The 21,315-nt window shown below is 67.2% G+C and carries 17 protein-coding genes; 7 read left to right on the top strand and 10 right to left on the bottom strand.

What is annotated here, in order from left to right; all coding sequences use genetic code 11:
* Positions 1–159 precede the first annotated feature (159 nt).
* The 5 genes from N7640_RS21605 to N7640_RS21585 form a co-directional block, all read right to left on the bottom strand.
* Positions 160–471, bottom strand: coding sequence for a DUF4387 family protein (locus N7640_RS21605; RefSeq protein WP_279902624.1), 312 nt, complete (start codon positions 469–471; stop codon positions 160–162).
* A gap of 2 nt (positions 472–473) precedes the next feature.
* Positions 474–1,841 carry an acyclic terpene utilization AtuA family protein gene (locus tag N7640_RS21600; RefSeq protein WP_279902625.1) on the bottom strand — a complete coding sequence of 456 codons (1,368 nt, stop codon included), beginning with the start codon at positions 1,839–1,841 and terminating at the stop codon, positions 474–476.
* 3 nt (positions 1,842–1,844) lie between these two features.
* Positions 1,845–2,864: a phosphoglycerate dehydrogenase gene (locus N7640_RS21595; RefSeq protein WP_279902626.1), complete on the bottom strand. Its 1,020-nt coding sequence runs from the start codon at positions 2,862–2,864 to the stop codon at positions 1,845–1,847.
* Positions 2,865–2,955: 91 nt separating this feature from the next.
* Positions 2,956–4,239, bottom strand: a complete 1,284-nt coding sequence (locus tag N7640_RS21590) for a citrate:proton symporter (RefSeq protein WP_279902627.1) — start codon at positions 4,237–4,239, stop codon at positions 2,956–2,958.
* Positions 4,240–4,372: 133 nt separating this feature from the next.
* Positions 4,373–5,140 carry a MipA/OmpV family protein gene (locus N7640_RS21585; RefSeq protein ID WP_279902628.1) on the bottom strand — a complete coding sequence of 256 codons (768 nt, stop codon included), beginning with the start codon at positions 5,138–5,140 and terminating at the stop codon, positions 4,373–4,375.
* A gap of 138 nt (positions 5,141–5,278) precedes the next feature.
* On the opposite strand from N7640_RS21585, the gene N7640_RS21580 reads away from it, so the two are divergent.
* The 5 genes from N7640_RS21580 to N7640_RS21560 all read left to right on the top strand — a co-directional run bounded on the left by N7640_RS21580 (position 5,279) and on the right by N7640_RS21560 (position 12,355).
* Positions 5,279–6,487, top strand: coding sequence for a citrate synthase (locus N7640_RS21580; RefSeq protein WP_279902629.1), 1,209 nt, complete (start codon positions 5,279–5,281; stop codon positions 6,485–6,487).
* Between the two features lie 297 nt (positions 6,488–6,784).
* Positions 6,785–8,536 (top strand): DUF1302 domain-containing protein, encoded by a 1,752-nt coding sequence (locus N7640_RS21575; RefSeq protein ID WP_220812308.1) that lies wholly within the window; start codon positions 6,785–6,787, stop codon positions 8,534–8,536.
* Between the two features lie 11 nt (positions 8,537–8,547).
* Entirely contained in the window at positions 8,548–9,909 is a 1,362-nt protein-coding gene (locus N7640_RS21570; protein ID WP_279902630.1) for a DUF1329 domain-containing protein, read from the top strand.
* Positions 9,910–10,580: 671 nt separating this feature from the next.
* Positions 10,581–11,267 (top strand): phytanoyl-CoA dioxygenase family protein, encoded by a 687-nt coding sequence (locus N7640_RS21565; RefSeq protein WP_279902807.1) that lies wholly within the window; start codon positions 10,581–10,583, stop codon positions 11,265–11,267.
* Positions 11,268–11,401: 134 nt separating this feature from the next.
* Positions 11,402–12,355 (top strand): fumarylacetoacetate hydrolase family protein, encoded by a 954-nt coding sequence (locus N7640_RS21560; protein WP_279902631.1) that lies wholly within the window; start codon positions 11,402–11,404, stop codon positions 12,353–12,355.
* Positions 12,356–12,412: 57 nt separating this feature from the next.
* Here the strand turns inward: N7640_RS21560 and N7640_RS21555 are convergent, their stop codons facing one another.
* Complete coding sequence (locus N7640_RS21555; protein WP_279902632.1) at positions 12,413–14,245, bottom strand: autotransporter domain-containing protein; 1,833 nt, start codon at positions 14,243–14,245, stop codon at positions 12,413–12,415.
* Positions 14,246–14,443: 198 nt separating this feature from the next.
* Here N7640_RS21555 and N7640_RS21550 point away from each other — a divergent pair, with 198 nt between their 5' ends.
* Positions 14,444–15,376, top strand: a complete 933-nt coding sequence (locus tag N7640_RS21550; protein ID WP_279902633.1) for a hypothetical protein — start codon at positions 14,444–14,446, stop codon at positions 15,374–15,376.
* Positions 15,377–15,610: 234 nt separating this feature from the next.
* Here the strand turns inward: N7640_RS21550 and N7640_RS21545 are convergent, their stop codons facing one another.
* Entirely contained in the window at positions 15,611–16,573 is a 963-nt protein-coding gene (locus tag N7640_RS21545) for a bifunctional GNAT family N-acetyltransferase/nucleoside diphosphate kinase regulator (protein ID WP_279902634.1), read from the bottom strand.
* A gap of 339 nt (positions 16,574–16,912) precedes the next feature.
* Here N7640_RS21545 and N7640_RS21540 point away from each other — a divergent pair, with 339 nt between their 5' ends.
* The gene (locus N7640_RS21540) at positions 16,913–17,434 is read left to right on the top strand and encodes a GNAT family N-acetyltransferase (RefSeq protein WP_279902635.1); all 522 of its coding nucleotides are present in this window, start codon (positions 16,913–16,915) and stop codon (positions 17,432–17,434) included.
* Positions 17,435–17,516: 82 nt separating this feature from the next.
* Here the strand turns inward: N7640_RS21540 and N7640_RS21535 are convergent, their stop codons facing one another.
* The 3 genes from N7640_RS21535 to epsC all read right to left on the bottom strand — a co-directional run bounded on the left by N7640_RS21535 (position 17,517) and on the right by epsC (position 21,262).
* Complete coding sequence (locus N7640_RS21535; protein ID WP_279902636.1) at positions 17,517–19,274, bottom strand: family 2A encapsulin nanocompartment cargo protein cysteine desulfurase; 1,758 nt, start codon at positions 19,272–19,274, stop codon at positions 17,517–17,519.
* Entirely contained in the window at positions 19,249–20,181 is a 933-nt protein-coding gene (locus N7640_RS21530; protein WP_220812249.1) for a family 2A encapsulin nanocompartment shell protein, read from the bottom strand. Before N7640_RS21530 ends, N7640_RS21535 begins: the two co-directional genes overlap by 26 nt.
* Before the next feature lie 103 nt (positions 20,182–20,284).
* Entirely contained in the window at positions 20,285–21,262 is a 978-nt protein-coding gene (epsC, locus tag N7640_RS21525) for a serine O-acetyltransferase EpsC (protein WP_279902637.1), read from the bottom strand.
* Positions 21,263–21,315 lie beyond the last annotated feature (53 nt).

The following is a 21,315-nucleotide window of genomic DNA, read 5'->3' as shown; positions in this document are numbered from 1 at the left end:
GAGTTGGAGTCGGCACCGAGCCCATCGATACCTCGGTCTGGCTCCCTCTCCCTCTGGGAGAGGGCTGGGGCGGCCCGCGCAGGGTGAGGGAGCGTCCCATCGTTGCCATCCGAGAGAAAATCACAGGGAACCGCGAGATCAGAGCCGTGGCGCAGGCGCTCAGGCGCCCGGGCGGGCCAGTTCCTCGGTCAGCACGTAGCCCCACTGCGCGCCGTGCATGTCGCGGTCGGCCACCGAGCCCTGGACCACCGGGCGCGGCAGGCTGATCTTGATCACGTTGAGCGGCGCCACGTGGAAGATGCGCACCTGCTCCGGGTCGCTGCGGAACATCGTGGCCATGGCCGGCCCGCTCAGGTGCGGGTCGGCGCACAGGTTGCGGAAGGTCTCGGCGTCGGCGCAGAAGATGTCGAAGGTCAGCCAGAACGGCCCGGCGCTTTTCGAACGGATTTCGTAACCCTGGGAATGGATCATGGTCAGGCTCCTGCGGTGGTGATGTCGAAACGGAACGGGGCCAGCGGGTCGGCCACCACCATCACGTGGTTGAGCACGAACTCGTAGATCAGGCCGCGATCCATGGAGGCCGGCGACAGCGGGAAGGCGTGGGTCGGCAGGTCCTTGTCCTCGGGCAGAGGGAAATGCAGCATGTACGGGTTGAGCAGGGCCAGGATGTCCTGGGTACGCGAAGCCTCCGGGCTGGTGGCGATGGCCAGCACGCCGATCTCCACCGGCTGGCCGACCTGCCGCTCCAGCTCGCCCAGCGCCGAGTTCTTGCCGATGGCGCGGAACTGCAGGTCGTAGTCCACCGGGCCGATGCCCAGGTTCTTCTCGATGCGCTGGCGCATCACGCCGTCCAGCAGCGCCAGCCACTCGTCGAAGCGGGCGATGTATTCCGGCCCGCGCACCACGCTGAGCAGCACCGACTGGTAGCCGGCCGGGGCCGCGCCCTCCAGCTTCACGGTGTAGCGCTCGCTCGGCTCCCAGACCGAGCCTTCCACCCGCACGCTGCGTTCGGAGACGGCGGTGTAGGTGGCCGCCTCGACGTTCAGCGCGCCGCCCGGCTCGACCAGCAGCAGCGGGTTGCTGTTCTCGTAGAGCATGTGCGCCATGACCGAGCGCGGGGTGAGCCGCGCCTGTTCGCCGAGGGCGGTGATGGTGAAGCCGCGGTCGTCGATCTCGGCCATCACCAGGGCGTCGGCCGGGGTGGTGGTGCACTGGGCGCCGCACTCCATGATCTTGCCCGCGTGCCAGGCCGGGCCGGCCGGTGCGCCGCGCATGATCGGCAGGCAGGCCAGCACCGCGGTGTCGGTGGCCCGACCGGCGACGATCACCTCGGCGCCCTGCTCCAGCGCGTGGATGAACGGCTCCACGCCCATCGCCGCGACGATGCGCGAGCAGCGCTCGACCAGCGCCTGGTCGATGGGCCGCACCGGGTTGAGCGGCAGCACGCGGCCGTCGGCCAGCGCCTGGACCACCGTGGCGGCCGGCTGCTCACCGTAGATGGCGGCGATCTTCACGGTCTGCCCCAGCTCGGCGGCGACTTCCAGGCACAGGCCGCGCAGCAGGTCCACGCCCGCGTCGGAGCCGCAGGTGCCGCTGCTGCCGATGATCAGCGGCACGCCCAGCTCGGCGCGCGCCTTCATGTACACCAGCAGCTCGGCCTTGAGCACGGCGGGCGACGCCTTGGTCTTGCCGGTGCCCAGGTAGTGCGGGCCGGAGTCGGTCGAGCCGCCGTCCATCGCGATCACGTCGGGCTTCTCCAGCAGGGCCTGCTCGAACAGGTCCAGGCGTATGCCGGAACCGATGCAGCCGGTGGGGACGAGTACTTTTATCGGTTTTTCCATGGGTCATTCCTCGCTTGGAAAGTGGCCACGCCCATCGGCGATGACGCAGGACGCTGGCGGCGTGTCGCCGTTCAGCACGGCGACGACGCACTGCGCGGCGATCAGGTTGGTGCGCTGCAGCCCTTCATGGGTCGAGGCGCCGCTGTGCGGGGTGGCCACCACGTTCGGCAGCGCCAGCAGCGCCTCGGTGGTGGGCCGGTAGAGGGGGTCGTTCTCGCTGAGGAACACGTCCAGGCCGGCGCCGGCGATGACGCCGTCCTGCAGCGCCTGGAGCAGCGCGCGGTCGTCCACCAGGCCGCCGCGGGCGGTGTTGATCAGGTAGGCCGTGGGTTTCATCCGGCGCAGGGCGGCGGCGTCGATCAGGAAGCGCGTGTCCTCCAGCAGGGGGGCGTGCAGGGTCACGTAGTCGCTCTCGCACAGCAGCCGGTCGAGGTCGACGTAGCGCACGCCGGCCTCCAGGCCGTACTCCCAGTCCGGGTTGGGCGAGTACGCCAGCACCTCGGCGTCGAAGCCGGCCAGGCGCCTGGCGACACCGCGGCCGATGCGGCCCAGGCCGACGATGCCGACGGTCTTGCGGTACAGGTCGCGGCCCAGGGCGATGGCCCAGTCGCCCCTGACCATGCGCGCCTTGGCCTCGCCCAGGCGCCCCAGGGCCAGCATCATGGCGATGGCGTGGTCGGCGACGCTGGCGTCGTTGCCGCCGACCGCGATGGTGGCGACCTTGCCGCTGGCACGCACCGCCTCGACGTTGACCCGCTCGTAACCGACACCCCGGCGGGCGATCACCTTGAGCCGCGGCAGGCCGGCCAGCAGCCGGGCGGTGACCCAGGCGTGGCCGACGATCCAGGCGTCGGCATCGGCCAGCAGCGCCAGCAGCTGTTCCTCGTCGAGGTCGCCGTCGCCCTGCCGCTCCGACAGCGGCGCGATGCTCACCTCGCAACCCTGGCTCCGCAGGTAGGCCAGGCTGTCGGGGTCGAAGAAGCGCTGGGTCACCAGGACCTTGCGCGGGGATTGCCTGTTCATTGCGTCTCTCTTCCTACGTTTCTCGCGGCAAGCCGCCGCCCATCCCCCTGTCGCGGACGACGGGGGCGTGGTGGTTCACGGGTGCGTGGTTCTAGAGGATCGCGCCGGTCGCCAGCGCCGCCAGGATCAGCACCGCGGAGCTGCCCAGCGCCCAGCCGAGGCAGTGGCGCTGCAGCTCACCCATGTCGCGCTTGAGCAGCCCCACCAGCAGGTAGGGCGCCGCGATCAGCGGGCTCAGGGCGTGCACCGGCTGGCCCAGCACCGAGGCGCGGGCGATGTGCAGCGGGTCCACGCCGTACTGCCCGGCGGCGCCGTTGAGGATCGGCAGGATGCCGAAGAAGAAGGCGTCGTTGGACATGACGAAGGTGAAGGGGATCGCGGCCAGCGCGGTGATCAGGCTCATGTAGGGCCCGGAGCCCTCCGGCACCACGTTGAGGAAGGCCTGGGACATGCCGTCGACCATGCCCGAGCCGCTGAGAATCCCGGTGAAGGCACCGGCGGCGAAGATCAGCGCGACCACGTTGAGCACGTTCTCCGCATGGGCGGCGACCCGCTCGCGCTGGTCAGCCAGGCGCGGGTAGTTGATCACCATGGCCAGGGCCAGGCCGACCATCATCAGCACCGGCAGCGGGGCGATGCCCAGACCCATGGAGGCGACCAGGGCCAGGGTCAGCGCCAGGTTGACCCAGAACAGCCGCGGCCGGTGGCTGGCCTTGGCCTCGCGCTCCCGCGCCGGCTCCGCCGCCAGCGCCTGGCCGGCCACCCAGCCGAGGCGCCGGCGCTCGCGCTTGCCCAGCCACCAGGCGGCGGCGAAGGCGTACGCCAGGCCGGCCAGCATGGCCGGGATCAGGCCGAGGAACACCTCCAGCGCATCCACGTGCAGGGCGCTGGCGGCGCGCGCCGTCGGCCCGCCCCAGGGCACGATGTTGATCACCGTGTTGGTCAGCAGCAGCATCACCGCCAGGATCAGCGGGTTCATGCCCAGGCGCAGGTACACCGGCAGGAAGGCGGTGACCACCACCAGCACGGTGGTCGCGCCGTCGCCGTCCAGCGAGATGATCGTCGCCAGCGCGGCGGTGCCCAGGGTGATGCGCAGCGGGTCGTCGCCGACCCAGCGGATGATCCGCTTCACCGCCGGCTCGAACAGGCCGGCGTCGAACATCACCGCGAAGTACAGCAGGGCGAACATCAGCATCATCGCGGTCGGCGTCACCTTGAGGACGCCGTCCATGATCATCTTGCCCAGTTCCGGCCCGAGGCCGAGCGCCAGGCCGAAGGCCACCGGCACCAGAATCAGCGCGACGATCGCCGACAGCCGCCGGGTGAGGATCAGCAGCATGAACACCGAGACCATCGCGAAACCAACCCAAGCCATTCTCTTGTCCTTGTTATCAGAAGCGTTCAGGTAGGGGCTCGCGCATCAGGCAGCGGGCTGCCCGGATGCACGACGAAGCGAAAAGTACACATTGATCACATATACGTAAATCTGTATTTTTTTCGTACATCCTTCAGTCGAAAACCCAGGACAGCCCTACCCTGACGCCGGCCACGCCGGAGTCGCCCTCGCTCAGCGGGCTGTCGCCGATGCGCCCCGGCAGCCGCCGGTAGCTCGCCTCGGCATTCAGCAGCCAGCGCTCGCCGAGCGGCTGCGCCAGGCCGAGCGCCACGCCCGGCACCACCGCGCTGCCGGGACGATAGCGCGCCACGCCGCGCGCTTCCTCGTCGCCCAGGGTGCCGTAGTAGTAGTCGGCGAGCTTGTCCGACAGGTAGCTCACGCTCAGCGACGGCGTCAGCGTGGCATCGGCCAGGCGTAACGGGTAGCCGTACTCCAGCTCAAGCTCGTAGCCGTCGCTGGCGCCGCTGACATCGCCCCGGGCGGTGGCCCGCAGCTCGCCGGCGGCGCCCTTCCAGGAGGCCCGCAGGCCGAGGTCGAGGCCGTTGTCGCGGTCGTCCAGCAGGTCGCGGTCGATGCCGTTGTCGGCCAGTTCGGCGCGGCCGAAGTCGTCGGCGTCGATGCCGTCGAAGCGGCCGGCGACGATAGCATCCAGGCCGAAGCCCTCGCCTTCGTACAGGTGCACGCCGCCGGTCAGGCCACGCACGAAGAAGCGCTCACCCTCGTAGTGCAGCAGCGGCAGCGCCGACACGGAACTGCCTTCGCCGGCGTAGACGCTCTGCGCGGCGGACACGCCCAGGCCGATGGAGCGCAGGCCGGAGTCGCCGGCCTGGGCGGCGAGGGGCAGCAACAGGACGAGGGAAAGGAGATGGGTGGACTTCATCGGATCGACCTCTCACAGGGGAAGCGGGCAAGCGCTGGAAGGGCCTACATAGACGCCTCGCAGCAATGATTTACAGGAATGTAAACAGTCGACTAACATCGGTAAATCTGTACTGAAAATGTCTACCTGAAGGGCGCCATGGCCAACCAAGATGAGCTGTACCTCTCCGCCGAGGAGGCCGCCGGCCTGCTCGGCGTCAACCTGCCGACCCTGTACGCCTATGTGGGCCGCAAGAACATCCGTTCGGTGAAGATCGAGGGCTCGCGCAAGCGGCGCTACTGGGCGGCGGACATCCAGCGCCTGGTCAAGGGCTCGCGCAACGGCGGCGACGGAGCGCCGGGCAAGCGCGGCGCGGACTCCCACAGCTCGCTGACCCTGCTCACCGAGGACGGCCTGTACTACCGCGGCCGGGACGTCAACGAACTGGTGGAAACCGCCACGGTGGAAGAGGTGGCGGAGATGTTCTGGCAGGTGCCGGGCGCGTTCGGCGACACGCTGCCGCACATGCCGGCCGGCGTGCCGCAGCTGCTGGAGCTGTACGGCCACACCACGGTGATCGAGAAGGCCATCGCCCTGTTCCCCCTGGTGGAACGGGAGAACCCCAAGGCCTTCGACCTGTCGCCGGAAGGCTACGCGCGCACCGGCGCCGACGTGGTGCGCTGGCTCGCCGCGCTGGTGGTCGGCGCGACGGCACCGGACACCCGCCCGCTGCACGAATTCATCGCCTCGTCGTGCGGCGTCGACCAGCGCTTCGCCGACCTGATCCGGCGCATGCTGATCCTGTGCATCGACCACGAACTGGACCACTCCACCTATAGCGTGCGGGCGGCGGCGAACACCGGCATCACCCCCTACTACGCGGCGATCACCGGCCTGGCCACGGCGCGCGGGCGGCGCGTCGCCTACGGCCGCAACGAGGCGGTCAGCCACCTGCTGGAGGACATCTGCAACGCCAAGGACCCGGCCGAGCCGATCCTCCAGTACTACAGCCAGGGCGGCGACATCCCCGGCTTCTGCGCCAACGCGCACACCGCGCACCACGTGCACAGCGTCGCCGACCCGCGCGCCATCAACCTGAAGAAGACCCTCGACGCGATGTTCGCCGAGGACCCGGACTACCTGCGCCTGCTCAAGGCAATGCAGGTGGCAGAGGAGCTGGTGCAGCACCCGGCGGAGTTCATCCTGCTGGTCAGCTTCGTCGGCCGCAAACTCAACCTGGGCGGCCAGGAACTGGCCCTCGCCGCGGTCGCCCGCCTGATCGGCTGGATCGCCCACGCCTGCGAGCAGTACAACCAGCACCCGCTGATCCGCCACCGCGCCCGCTACACCGGCACCCTGCCGGGCTGACCTCCCGCCCTGGCCGGCGTGCTATCCCGCGCCGGCCCCCTGCCCTTGCCTCCCCCCTTCGCCCGCGCCTCTCTGGCGCGCGGCCGACACGCATGCACAAAAACCGTACAGATTTACATGTCAATCACATATGTATAGCGTCTTATGGAGATCAGTTCATACATATGTACAAAAACAGTACATCAATGCCCTGACTCGCCAAGCCTAGGGATGCCCGGGAACGCAGCGCTCGCTGGGGCCCGCATCGAAAACAAGAAAAGGTGAACAGACGTGAAACCAACCATCAAGCGGCCCGGCATGCCCGGTGCAGCCATCCTGGCGGTGGCGACGGCGAGCTACATGGCCGGCGCCCAAGCGGTCAATTTCAACATCGGCGAAGTGGAAGGGAAGTTCGATTCGGCCCTGTCCATCGGCGCGAGCTGGGCGGTCCGCGCGCCGGACCGCGACTTCATCGGCGCCGGCAACGGCGGCAAGGGCGATACCCGCACCTCCGACGACGCGCGCCTGAACTTCAAGAAGGGTGAGACCTTCTCGAAGATCTTCAAGGGCATCCACGACCTCGAACTGAAATACGGCGACACCGGGGTATTCCTGCGCGGCAAGTACTGGTACGACTTCGAGCTGAAGGACGAGCACCGCCTGCTCTACGACATCCGCGACGACAACCGCAAGCGCGGCGCCCAGTCGTCCGGCGTGGAGCTGCTCGACGCCTTCGTCTACCACAACTACGAGGTCGCCGACCTGCCCGGCTCGGTCCGCGTCGGCAAGCAGGTGGTCAGCTGGGGCGGCAGCCTGTTCATCGGCGGCGGCATCAACAGCATCAACCCGCTGGACGCCAACGCCCTGCGCCGCCCCGGCTCGGAGCTGAAGGAAGGCCTGCTGCCGGTGAACATGTTCTACCTGCAGCAGGCGCTGGCCGAAGACATCAGCGTGGAGGCCTTCTACCAGCTGGAGTGGGACCAGACCGTCGCCGACAACTGCGGCACCTTCTTCGCCAGCTCGGACATCATCGCCGACGGCTGCGACGACCGTTACGTGGTCAGCGGGCGGGACATCGAACCGGGCCGATCCGACAACAGCGGCCGCAACGGCAACACCATCTACCTGCCCCGCGGCGGCGACCGCGACGCCCGCGACAGCGGCCAGTTCGGCCTCGCCCTGCGCTGGTTCGTGCCGGAGCTGAACGACACCGAGTTCAGCCTCTACTACCTGAACTACCACAGCCGCATGCCGGTGGGTAACTCGGTCATCAGCAGCGCGGAAAACCCCTTCGCCACCCCGGGCTACGGCGCGGCCTACGCCCAGTACTTCCTCTCCTACCCCGAGGACATCCGCCTGTACGGCCTGAGCTTCGCCACCACCGTGGGCACCGCCTCCGTGGAAGGCGAGCTGAGCCACCGGCCGAACATGCCGCTGGGCGTCGACGACCTGACCTACGCCACCCTGCGCCTGTCGCCGCTGGTGCCGAGCATCATCCCCAACTCGGGCATCCCCGGCGACGAGGTCCAGGGCTACACCCGCGTGCCCATGACCCAGGGCCAGGTGAGCGTGGTGCAGACCTTCGACCAGGTGCTGGGCGCCAGCCGCCTGAACCTGATCGGCGAAGTGGCCTTCAACCACCTCAACGGCATCAGCGAGGGCAAGTGGGGCGAGTTCCGCTTCGGCCGCGCCAGCCACTTCGGGCCGGGCGAATACTTCGGCGAGGACGGCACCGACCTGTGCCGGGCCGTGCTCAGCAGCCTGCCGGAATACTGCAACGACAAGGGCTTCTTCACCCGCAACTCCTGGGGTTACCGCCTGCGCGCCGGCCTGACCTACAACGGCGTGATCGGCGGACTCGACCTCAGCCCCAGCCTGGCCTGGTCGCACGACGTGGACGGCTACGGCCCCAACTTCACCGAGGGCAGCAAGGCCGTCAGCATCGGCCTCAGCGCCAAGTACCTGAACAACTACGAAGCCAGCATCAGTTACACCGACTTCTTCGGCGGCGACTACGCCACCAACGGTGACCGCGACTTCATCAGCGCCAGCATCGGCGTGACGTTTTGAGGATGCTCCACATGAATCGACCCACCCTCTTCTCGCGCTGCGCGCTCTCGCTGTGCCTGCCGCTGCTGCTCAACACCGCCCATGCCGCCGTGGACGCGGCGCAGGCGGACAGGCTCGGCACCAGCCTCACCCCGGTCGGCGCCGAGCGCGCCGGCAACGCCGCCGGCAGCATCCCCGAATGGACGGGCGGCCTGGCGCAGGACGCCGGCCAGGTCAGCGACGGCTTCCGCGCCGATCCGTTCGCCGGGGAGGCGCCGCTGTTCACCATCACCGCGCAGAACCTAGACCAGTACCGGGAGCAACTGAGCCCGGGCCAGCAGGCGCTGTTCGCCCGCTACCCCAACACCTACAAGATTCCCGTGTACACCACCCACCGCAGCATCGCCTGGCCGCAGAAGGCCTACGAGATCGCGCGGCGCAACGCCACCACCACGCAGACGGTGGAAGGCGGCAACGGCCTGGAGAACTACTCCAGCCCGCTGGCCTTCCCCATCCCGCAGAACGGCCTGGAAGTGCTGTGGAATCACATCACCCGCTACCGCGGCGGCAGCTTCACCCGGGAAACCACGGCCTTCATGACCACCCCCACCGGCGACTACTCGTGGAAGACCGAGCGCGACCGCCTGGCCTACAGCGAGGAACTGCTGGACTACGACCCGAAGAAGTCGAAGAACATCCTCTACTACTTCACCTCCGAGAACATCGCGCCGGCGCGCGACGTGGGCGGCGTGCTGCTGGTCCACGAGACCCTCAACCAGGTGAAGGAACCGCGGATGGCCTGGCAGTACAACTCCGGCCAGCGCCGGGTGCGCCGCGCGCCGCAGGTGGCCTACGACAGCCCCGGCCCGGGCAACCTGCGCACCACCGACCAGACCGACATGTTCAACGGCTCGCCGGATCGCTACGACTGGCAACTGGTCGGCAAGCGCGAGATGTACGTGCCCTACAACAGCTTCCGCCTGGCCGACCCGGCCAACAGCTACGACGAGCTGATCACCCCCGGCCACCTCAACCAGGACAAGACCCGCTACGAGCTGCACCGGGTCTGGGAAATCGTCGGCACGCTGAAGGAGGGACAGCGCCACGTCTACTCCAAGCGCCACCTGTTCATAGACGAAGACAGCTGGACCATCGTCGAGGCCGACCACTACGACGCCCGCGGCAACCTGTGGCGCGTCTCGGAGAACCACATCCTGCCGCTGTACGACGTGCAGACACAGATCTCCGCCGGCGAGCTGACCTACGACCTGATCTCGGGCCGCTACCTGGGCAACTACATGTTCAACAAGGTGAAGAACGCCTACCGCTTCGGCCTCAAGGCCAAGACCGCGGACTTCACACCGGCGGCGCTGCGCGCCATCGGCATCCGCTGACCGCCGCGCCAGGAGGAACCGCCTCCAGCACACCCGTCATCGAAATCTGCTGGAGACCTTGCCGCCCCCTCGGGGCGGCTTTTTTATGGCTATGTCCCCGTTAGGGTCTGTACGAAAAGTCGTGAGCGAAGGTCAGGCGAGGGCTAGGCGCCCCCACAAAAACAGGTGAGGAAGCAGACTGGGCTCGCATGCGAGTTTACGAGCTGTAAATGAGCATCCCGAACCCGTTTTTAACGAAGCATCACCGAGCGCAGGCACTTTTCGTACAGAGCCTGGTTGTTGCGCGCCTTATGGGAACGGATTTATCCGCGAATGTCGCGGCTAATCGGAATGCCGCCCAGCCGCTCCCACAACAGCAGGATTGCGCCACCAACACACAATGGGGACATAACTTTTTTATGCCCGCGGGTCGAGCAACCGCCTTCGCTCGCAGGTCGCTTTCGCCAACGCCCTTGAGGGCACGCTCCTGACCGTTCGCTTGTGGCCAGACAAGACGAGGCCGTTTTCGTCTACCCTGGCTTGAAAACGGAACTCCCGGTGCCTCATCCGACCGGCTCCGATCTCATCGGCCCCACAGAATCCAGGCTCCGGCCTTTCAATCACACGATGCCTTCGCCCAGCCCCGGGCCGCCCAGCAGGATGCGTTGATGGTCAAGGAAATCGAAGAAGCCATGACTGGCTGCGAGCAACTGCATCGGGACGGCTACGTGCTGCTCCGCCGGGCGATCCCGGCCGAGTGGCTGGATGATCTGCGTGCCGCGTTCGATGCCGGTGTGCGGCCGCCGGACCAGTGGCCCGTGCCGCGTGGTGCGGACTGGCGCCATTCGTTGCTGGACTTCGATGCGAAGATCCAGGCGGTGTGTCGTCTGACCGAGGTGCTGGCGGTGGCCGGCGAGTTGATCGGAGAACGCTTCTTCCTCGCGCAGGTGGAAGGCCGCGAGCCCCTGGCCGGAGGCGGTCACCAGCGGCTGCACCGCGACCTGTCGGCCCAGCGGCCGGGCGACAGCGTGAACGCCCTGGCCTATTTCGATGATTACGGCCCCGGCAACGGCGCGACCCGGCTCGTCCCCGGCAGCCATCGCCCCGAGCGGGGAGCGCCGCCATTCGACTTCGATGACGAATCCCGGTCCGTGCAGCTTGCAGGCTCCGCGGGCGACATCCTGGTGTTCGATGTCGACCTGGTGCATGCGGGCAGCCTGAACGCGAGCGGCACGCGCCGCCGCTCCATCCTGATCAGCTATTTTTCGGAGCCTCTGTACGCCTCGCACCTGGAAACGGCGGCCCTGCGAAACATCCGCATGGATACCACCGACCGGTTCGAGCCCTCGGACTTTGCCTTCGGAGTCCCCAGCGCCTGACCATGCCCCTGCGCCCCCGTGAAAAGCAATGGAGGTGGCCGGACACTGACGAAGCGAGCCTCCATCACCGCTACCCTTGACCACCCACGACCTGCCGATGCGCCTGCGCCTCGGCCCATAACAGGAGCGCCTCCATGGCCGTCCACGTCGTCCGCTTCGAACACCAGAACCGCAGCCAGTGGGGCGTGATCCGCGACGGACGCATTTCCCGGGTGCCCGGCGAGTTCGCCACCACCGGCGACTTCATCGCCGGCAACGACCTGGCCGACCTGGCACGGCTGGACGGCGCGGAATTGGCCCTCGACGAGGTCACCCTGCTCGCCCCGGTGACGCGCAACCAGCAGTTCATCTGCCAGGGCGCCAACTACCGCCAGCACATGATCGAGTCCGGCATGGACCCGGACGCCAAGCACTTCAACATGATCTTCACCAAGGCCAGCAGTTGCCTGGTGGCGGCGGACAGCCCGCTGATCAAGCCGCGCAACGTGCGCTTCCTCGACTACGAGATCGAGCTGGGCCTGGTGCTCAAGCGCGACATCACCGGCCCGGTGGCGGTCGACGATGACAACCTGCACGAGTTCGTCGCCGGCGTGGTGATCGTCAACGACTACTCGGCCCGTGACGTGCAGATTCCACAGATGCAGTTCTACAAGGGCAAGAGCTTCCGCACCTTCGGCCCGGTCGGTCCCTACCTGTGCCTGCTGCAGCCGGACGAGATGAAATACCTGAAGAACCTGCAGCTGCGCCTGACGGTGAACGGCCAGGTGCGCCAGTACGACAGCACCGCCAACCTGGTCCACGGCCCGGCGCAGACCCTCGCCGAGCTTTCCACCGTGCAGGACCTCGCCGCCGGCGACCTGATCGCCACCGGCACCCCGGCCGGCTGCGCCCTGTCCATACCCTCGCCGGCCAAGCAACGCCTCGCCGCCCTGCTGCCGGAAGCGACCAAGTGGAAGCTGTTCATGAAGGCCCAGGAGGGCCGCACCCAGTACCTCAAGGTCGGTGACCTGATCGAGGCCAGCATCCGCAGCGGCGATGGCGTGGTGGACCTCGGGGTACAGCGCAACCGGGTGGTCGAGGAAGCGTAGCGCTGCCCTCATGCGCAACCGGAGTCCGGGGAGAGATGCACTCTCCCCGGGGCGGGGCTAGAAGCGATAGTCGAGCGAAGTACCGACCTGATACGGGTGCCCGTCATCGCCGGCGAAGGTCGTGGACGCGCTGAGCGCCACGCTCAGGTTGTCGCTCAACGCGAGAGAGACACCGCCACCGACCACCCCATGGTCTCGCGACTCGAAGTCATCCACCGAGGTGCGGATCGGCAACAGCGGAGCCTGCTCCAGCGTGGTGGTCAGCGTGCGGCTCCTGTCGCCGAATTCATGCTGCCAAGTCAGGTTCAGATAGCCCTCCATGGTCCGGCCGGCGACATGGAAAGGTGTGCGTAGCTGTACCCCCGCCTCGCCGGTCTTCGACGTCAGGGTCTGTCCATCGACCCGATAGGCGAGCAGCGCATCACCGCGCTCCCGGTAACCGTCAACCTCGGTACGGCTGTAGCGCAGACCGAGTAGCGGGCCGACGCGGAAACCGCCGAGACCGAACAGGTAGCCGCCGCGCAGGACCGCGCCGAAGGTATCGGCATCGGTGCTGCCGCTGACCGGGTACAGCACGCCGCGTCGGTCCAGATCGAGGTCATGCCGCCCGTAGCCTAGCAAGGCGTCGCCGAACCAGCCGCCGTCGTAGTAGGACAGGTAGCCAGCAAGCTGGAAGGCCTGGTCGTCGATCTCGTCACCGCTATCCAGATCGCTGCCAACCTCGGTATAGCCCAGCGCAAGCCCCGCACGCAGTTGCGGCGTGATGTGCAGCTCGCCACCGAGGGTGCCGCTGCCGGCGCGGTAGTCATCGCCGAGCCTCTGTTCGCCGTCGTCCCGATCCCCCGAGCGATGAGCACCAATGGCGTACAGGGTGAAACCTTCGGGCGTGGAAGCGAACGAACGGCTCGCATCCAGGCGGTCGAGCAGCGCTCCACCGAAGGTCCTGGCCGAGGCCTGCGCCACCCGGGGTTGTACGGCGTGGGCATGGGGCGCGGCCACCACGTTGCCCATGTACTGCGCCAGCACCTCGAAGCCGTGGCTGGACAGGTGGATGTTGTCCGGCTGGAACAGGCTGGGCCGCTCGCTTTCGCCAGCGTAGGTATATGAACCGAAGCCATAGCCTGCCAGGTTGGCCCTGACCTGCTCGCCGACGCGCGCCACGTCGACGAGGAAGATACGTGTCCCCGACTGCGCCAGAGGGCGGAGTTTCTGCTGGATGCCCTCGAACAGGTTTTCGCCGTAGACGCTCAGCGATTCCCGGTGAGGCGCGATGGCCGTCGCCGGAATCCCTGCCATGTCGCTGAAACTGGCCAGCACTATGTTGCGCGCGCCCGCCGCGGCGAAGGTCTGCAGGGTCGCCTGGATATTGCCCGACGCCCTGTCGGCCAGCGCCACCGCCTCGGCCCGCCCGAACGCCTGGCCGTCGGGATTGCCCGTGTACATGGGCAGCGTGCCGCTGGCCACCAGGCCGTCATTGCCACCGATGCTCAGCGTCACCAGGTCATGCTCGCCGAAACGCCGTCCGCCCCAGGTCTCCACCTGGAAAGGCAGGCTGTAGGGAATGCCCACGGCGTTGGTCGGCTGGCTGGTCGAGCCGCCGATCGCGTAGCTGGTCATCTGCGCATCGGCCAGGCCTAGTTCGCTCTTCAACCAATAGGGAAAGGGCACGAAATCGTAGGAAGCAGCGAGCGTTTCGGGCGCCACGCCCTGCGACGGATAGGTGCCCGGCAGGCCCGTCCACAGCGGCAGCAGGTTGATGTACGAATCGGCGTAGCTGTCGCCGAAGGAGACCAGTCGCTCGAATTGCGGCTGCGCCATCGCCGGCGATGCCAGGCCAGCCAGCAGCACGCCGGCGGCCAGGACTCCAGCCCCGGTACGAAGGTTCTTCATGGGTGTCGTGCCCCTGTGTCGTTCTTGTTGTCGCCCGGCCCCCTCGGGTGCGAGCATCGGTTGGCTGCGGCGCCGCATACGCCCTCGTCCCCAGGGCTGGGCCGGATTCTAGGAACACGACAGTTCGACGAGTATCGCCAACGGCGCCGACTTCCTGGAAAGTCGCGCCACATTTGAGATCACCGACGGGTATCCGAAATGAGCCGAATGCATCACTTACCGCCGTCCATGTTCCATGGCTTCCAGCTGCCCGGACGGGCCGACAGGGCGGACCTCGAGATCGCGCGGCTGCGGCAGATGGATACGGAGCTCGTGAGGGTCAGCACCCGCCAGCTGAACGACATGATGGGCCGCTATTTCGGCGGGTTTGATCTGGACGGGATCACGGCACTGTCCGGCAGCTGGCTGCAGAAGCCGGACAGGTTCCAGCTATGGATGATGTGCAGCGAGAACATCGGCGCCGCAGGCCGCAAGTTCATGCATCTAAGTGGACAGCAGGATGCGCGTGGCTTCATCAACCAGGACGAGCATCGCGTGGAAGTCGACTTCGATGCCGAACTGCGCGATCCGCTGGCCGTCAGCTTCTCGGTCTTCCACCTGGCCCAGTCCATGAGTCACGCACTCCTCGACCAGGATGCCCTCACCATCGAACTGCGCCAAGGCTTCGAAGGACTCGGCCACCGCCTGGATGATGCTGGCTTCCGCGTGCTCCTGAAACGACCAACGAACCGGCTGATCCTGCGTGGCAGGCATATCGGCGGCCAGCCATTGAGCACCTCCAACCCGATCCTGGAAGGCCTGCTAGCCCCCGCCCCGCACTACCCCTCGCTCCCCGAACAGGAAGACCTGACGTCCCTGGCCTCGCTGCTCATTCGCGAGAACCTGGCGGACCCGGACTTTTCCCTGCACGAACTGGCGCAGTCGCTCTGCATGAGCCCACGCAGCCTGCAGCGCAAACTGGGCGCCCAAGGCCTGTCGTTCTCCGTGCTCAGGGATCGGGAACGCTCCCGGGTGATCGAGGAAAAAATGCGCGCTGGCATGTCGAAGGAAGCGATCGGTGCGCTGCTCGGGTATACCGATCTGGGCAGTATCTATAAGTTTCTTGCGAAGAAGTCGGGGAGCGAGAAGTGAGCACGAGTGGGGCTAATCCAAGCAGAGCTAACTGAACTCGAAGGCAGCTAGCAGCCAAAAGCAGCCGCTCAAAAGTGTTTAGGTAGACCAGGCCAGTCAGCAGTCCGCGCCAGCCCGGTCACAGACGGTTAACGGCGCGGCCTTTGCAGGCGTCCGCATCATGTACGGAAAGCGAGGCTCCGTCCTTTGGTGGATCCTCGCGGCTGATGGACGAACACGGAGCTGAAGGTGCGATCATAGGTGGAAATGGCCCGCAGCCTCCGGCTGGTAAAGCACTTTCCTGATCGCAATCCGGCGGGTCCGATCAGCAATTCGCCAGTCGATGGCGTCTCCCTCCTGATAACCCAGGATGGCAGCGCCGATGTCGGAACACACGGAATGCTTCCCAGCGTTGGTGTCTGCGTCTTCCGGGTAGACCAAGGCCACTTCGATCTCTTCTTCGTCCAGCTGCAGCAAGGCCCTGGAGTTCATCGTGACGACATCGCACGCCACCTGCTGCGGCCTGACGACAATGGCGCGTTCAAGCTCATGTTCGAGTTCAACAACGGCCGGGCCTTGCTCGAGCGCGATCAGACTCTCGAGCCTGGTTTTGTCGATTTCAGTGATATAGATCCTGGTGGAGTCGCCAACGGTGCCTTCGCGCAAGAACTGGAGATAGCGCCCCACCGTCATGGAAAATGACTTCAATGCAGGCGTTTCGCTCTCAAGCAGAAAGCCGCTGCTCAGAAAGGCTTTCAGCGAGCGCACGTTGTCCGGGTGGATCTTGGCGATGAGCTTTTCGGCCCGCATGTCGAGGAAGGCCAGTTTCATGCCTTCGCGGATCGTGCTGGCGCCAAGGTTTCGGCCCCATTTGTCGCTGTCTCCGATGACCAGGACTATTTCGCAATGTGCCCCGGTCTTGATGAGACGGACAAAACCCACCGGAGCGTCATGCCGGTCATAGGCCATGAAGAATCGGCCGCCCCGGTTGAATAGATGGGTCAGGATCGGTAATTGAGTACGATCGATGGCTTGCTCGATGAAGCGTGAGGTATGACGCGAATCGCTCAGGTAGCAGGTGACGCGCTCATCCTCCAACCAGTCCATCAGCGTCAGCGCGTGTGCCCGAGTAATTTCAGGGCACAGCGAAATGAAAGGCTTGTTCATCTTCACCACACTTGTCTGTAAAGAATGAAAGCCCTTCATGGCTATGGCCATGACGGTTCTTTCGGCAACCGGTTATCTTAAGCCATTACGCGGGTAATGCCGAACAGCCTGGAAAGTTCGAGGGGGCCACCGTTTTGCCGAACCCGAGCCAGTCAAGCGCTCAAGCATCCCGTATGCGTCGGTAGCCCCTTCAGAACAGCAGCGGTGCACTTGTGGCCGCAGTAGCTGGCCGATAGCTGCCTTTGCCAGCATCCACACCTGCCGAGCAACAGTGTTCAGCGCTGCTCCCCTACGAAACTTGCTCCATCGTAAAGAACAGCGACCGCCACCTCGACAAGCCCGGAAAAAACCGTATCTCATCCACCCTATAGCTGCTCCGCTTGAGACCCCATGCCCTTCACCCTCCGCCCCGCCACCCTCGACGAAGCCGACCTCCTGCCCGAGGTCGAGCGCTCCGCCGCCCTGGCCTTCCGCTCGATAGAGGACTTGGACTGGCTTGCCGACGGGGAGCCGATGGCGGCGGAGCGGCATCGCCTGTCGATCGCGCAATCCACCTGCTGGGTGGCGGTGGACGATGCGAAGCGGATTCATGGGTTTCTCAGCGCGGAACGACAGGCCGAGGCGCTGCATGTGCATGAGGTGTCCGTTCGCCATGGCAGCCAGGGCAACGGCCTGGGCCGCCGGCTGTTGGAAGCGGCAATGGAGTATGCACGGTCGGAGGGGTTGCGCTGCGTGACCTTGACGACCTTCGCGGAGGTGCCGTGGAACGCGCCGTTCTACGAGCGCCTGGGCTTCCGGCGTATCCCGCCGGCGGAGCTGGATCGGCGTCTGGCGGAGCAGCTCGCGGCGGAGTACGCGCAGGGCTTCGCGCCGGGGAGCCGTTGCGCGATGGCCTGGCAGGTTCCCCGGTGATCCTGCGGAAGAAACCCCGGCCTCGCGGCCGGGGCTGATCTCAATTGCGCGAGCGCACCCTCGTGAGGTGCGCACGGGCGATTCAGCGTCTGTTGGCCAGGCGCTGCACGGTGCTCACCAGCAGGTCGACCTCGTCCACCGTGTTGTAGAAGGCCAGCGACGGGCGCACCGTGGCCTCCACGCCGAAGCGGCGCAGGATCGGCTGCGCGCAGTGGTGGCCGGAGCGTACGGCGATGCCCTCGCGGTTCAGCGCCGCGCCTACTTCCTCGGTGCGATAGCCGTCGAGGACGAAGGACAGCACGCTGGCCTTGTGCGCCGCGGTGCCGATCAGGCGCAGCCCGGGGATCGGCGCCAGGCCGCGGGTGGCGTACTGCAGCAGGTCGTGCTCGTAGCGCTGGATGTTCTCCAGGCCCAGCCGATCCACGTAGTCCAGCGCCGCCCCCAGGCCCACCGCGTCGGCGATGTTGCCGGTGCCGGCCTCGAAGCGCGCCGGGGCCGGCTGGTACACCGTCTTCTCGAAGGTCACGTCGGCGATCATGTTGCCGCCGCCCTGCCAGGGTGGCAGCTGCTCGAGCAGGTCCTTCTTGCCGTAGACCACGCCGATGCCGGTGGGGCCGAAGATCTTGTGCCCGGAAAACACGAAGAAGTCTGCGTCCAGCGCCTGCACGTTGACCCGCAGGTGCGAGACCGACTGCGCACCGTCCACCAGCACCCGCGCGCCGACCGCATGGGCCAGGCCGATGATCTCGGCCACCGGCGTCACGGTGCCCAGGGCATTGGAGACCTGGGTGACGGACACCAGCTTGGTACGCGGGCAGAGCAATCTCGCGTATTCCTCGAGAATGATCTGCCCCGTGTCGTCCACCGGAATCACCCGGATCTTCGCCCCCACCTCGGCCGCCAGCTGCTGCCAGGGCACGATGTTGGCGTGGTGTTCCAGTTGGGAAACGATGATCTCGTCGCCCGCGCCGATGAACTTGCGGCCGAAGGTGTTGGCGATCAGGTTGATGCCTTCGGTGGCACCACGGACGAAGACGATCTCCTCCTCCGAGCGCGCGCCGAGGAAGCGCCGCACCTTGCTCCGTGCGCCCTCGTAGGCGTCGGTGGCGCGCGCCGCCAGTTCGTGCGCGGCGCGGTGGATGTTGGAGTTCTCGTGCTCGTAGAAATAACTGATGCGCTCGATCACCTGGCGCGGTTTCTGGGTGGTGGCGGCGTTGTCGAACCACACCAGCGGCTTGCCGTTGACCCGCTCCTGCAGGATCGGGAAGTCGCGGCGCACGGCGTTGACGTCGAAGCTGCCCGAGGCCTGGGGCTGACCACCCGGCTGCGGAGCCTTCTCCAGGCGTGGCGCGCCGCCCTGGTCGAGGAAGTAGAACTGCCCGCTACCGCCAGGTTGCCCGCGCGGAGCCGCTTCCGGCTCGGCGAGGATCGACTGGAGGATCTGCCCCAGCGCGTCGCCGCCGGGCAGGCCGTGGCTCTGCGCGGAGACACGGTCCTCCCCCGCCGGCGCGGCCACGGGCGGCGCCTGGTCGGCGAAGTAGTAGCTCGATGGCGCCGGCGCCCCGCCGCCACCCGGCGACTGGACGATGGAGGCCCCAGGGTAGACCTGCGGAATCGCCGCCGTGTAGGCCTGCGGCGAGCCGAGGTCGAGGCCGCCCGCCGTGCCTGCCGGCGGGGTCGCCGCCAGCGGCGCCTCGTGGGCACTCAGGTTCGGCGCATCGAAGCCGCGCGGCTCCTCCCCGGGCTTGGCCGAGAACAGCTCGTTGGCCAGCCGCGCCAGACCGTCCAGGTCCGGCAGGCCGGCGGCCCGGGGTTCACTTGTAGGTATCTGGATAGTCATGGTACTTGCCGACCTCCACGTCATCGAGCACAGCCAGGGCATCCTCGGTCAGCACCGCCAGGGAGCAGTACAGCGAGATCAGGTAGGACGCGATCGCGTTGCGGTTGATGCCCATGAAGCGCACGGACAGGCCTGGGCTCTGCTCGCCGGCCACGCCCGGCTGGTACAGGCCGATCACGCCCTGGCGCTTGTCGCCCACGCGCAGCAGGAGGATCTTGGTCTTGCCGTTCTCGTCGAACGGCACCTTGTCCGACGGGATCAGCGGCAGGCCGCGCCAGGTGATGAACTGCGAGCCGAACAGGCTGACGGTGGGCGGCGGCACGCCACGGCGGGTGCATTCGCGGCCGAAGGCGGTGATGGCCAGCGGGTGGGCGAGGAAGAAGGCGGGCTCCTTCCACACCCTGGCGATCAGTTCGTCGAGGTCGTCCGGGGTCGGCGCGCCGGTCAGGGTGGAGATGCGCTGGGTCGGGTCGACGCTGGCCAGCAGGCCGTACTCGGGGTTGTTGATCAGCTCGTTTTCCTGGCGCTCCTTGATGGTCTCGATGGTCAGGCGCAGCTGCTCGCGGATCTGGTCGTGCGGGCTGCTGTAGAGGTCGGAGACGCGGGTGTGCACGTCGAGGATGGTGGTCACCGCGTTGAGGAAGTATTCGCGCGGCGCCTCCTCGTAGTCGACGAAGGTCTGCGGCAGCACCGCTTCGTCGCGCTGGGAACAGGCGACCTGCACGTTGAGCGGGTTCTTCACCTTGTTCAGGCGGAAGATGCCCGCCTCCACGGGCGTCCACTGCAGCAGGTGGACCAGCCAGCGCGGGGTGATGGTGGAAAGTTGCGGTACGGTCTTGGTCGCGTTCGCCAGCTGCCGGGCGGCACTGTCGCCGAGGGCCAGACGTACATCCTGATTGTCAGCCATGAATCACTCCTGTTGCGTTCTTATGGCGCGCAGGGGCCCGCCGGCCGCCGCGAGGGCGACCGTGGAGGGTGTGCGCGAAGGTTGGCCGCAGGGCCGCCGGGGTCTACCCGGCGTTGCCTGCCTGGTGTTGCAGGCTCGCCTGGGTGACGTTGCTGCCGGGCGGCACGCTGCGCGTCAGCCAGACGTTTCCACCGATGGTGGAGCCCTTGCCGATGGTGATGCGGCCGAGGATGGTGGCCCCGGCGTAGATCACCACGTCGTCTTCGACGATGGGATGGCGGGCCTGGCCCTTGTGCAGCTGGCCCGTCTCGTCGGCGGTGAAGCGCTTGGCGCCCAGGGTCACCGCCTGGTAGATGCGCACCCGGTTGCCGATCACCGCCGTCTCGCCGATCACCACGCCGGTGCCGTGGTCGATGAAGAAGCTGTGGCCGATCTGCGCGCCGGGGTGGATGTCGATGCCGGTGGCGGAATGGGCGATCTCCGCGCCGATGCGCGCCAGCAGCGACAGACCGGCGCGGTACAGGTGGTGGGCCAGGCGGTGGTGGATGACGGCGAGGATGCCGGGGTAGCACAGCAGCACCTCGTCGACGCTGCGCGCGGCCGGGTCGCCGGCATAGGCGGCGATCACGTCGCTGTCGAGCAGGCGGCGCAGGCCCGGCAGCGCGGCGGCGAAGTCGCGCACGATCTGCACCGCGCCGGCGTCGCTGCCCTCCTCCGGCTCGCCGCGCTGGCGGGCGGCATGGCGCAGCTCCAGGCGCACCTGGCCGAGCAGGCTGTTGAGCGCGCTGTCCAGGGTGTGGCCGACGTAGAAGTCCTCGCTCTCCTGGCGCAGGTCGCTGGGGCCGAGGCGCATGGGGAACAGCGCGCCGCAGAGGTCGGCGAAGATCACCTCCAGGGCCTGGCGCGACGGCAGTTCGCGGCTGCCCAGCTCGCGGGCGCGGCCGGTGCTGCTGCGCCACTCGGCGCGGGCGGCGCGCAGCTGGTCGACGATCTGGTCGAGCTGCCAGTTGACCGGCTTCGCCACGGCCTCGGTCGGGGTCTGGATGAGGCCGTCGAGGCCGGCGGAGAGCTTGTTGGACATGGGGAATCCTTGGGACCGTGGGAAGTCTGCCGTGCGTCGGCCTCGCGTCAGCG

Origin of the sequence: Pseudomonas sp. GD04015 (assembly GCF_029837675.1) — a bacterium.
GTDB classification, from domain to species: Bacteria; Pseudomonadota; Gammaproteobacteria; order Pseudomonadales; family Pseudomonadaceae; genus Aquipseudomonas; species Aquipseudomonas paralcaligenes.
The sequence above is the reverse complement of the archived record's forward strand: the minus strand, read 5'-3'. Positions and strand labels throughout refer to the sequence as shown.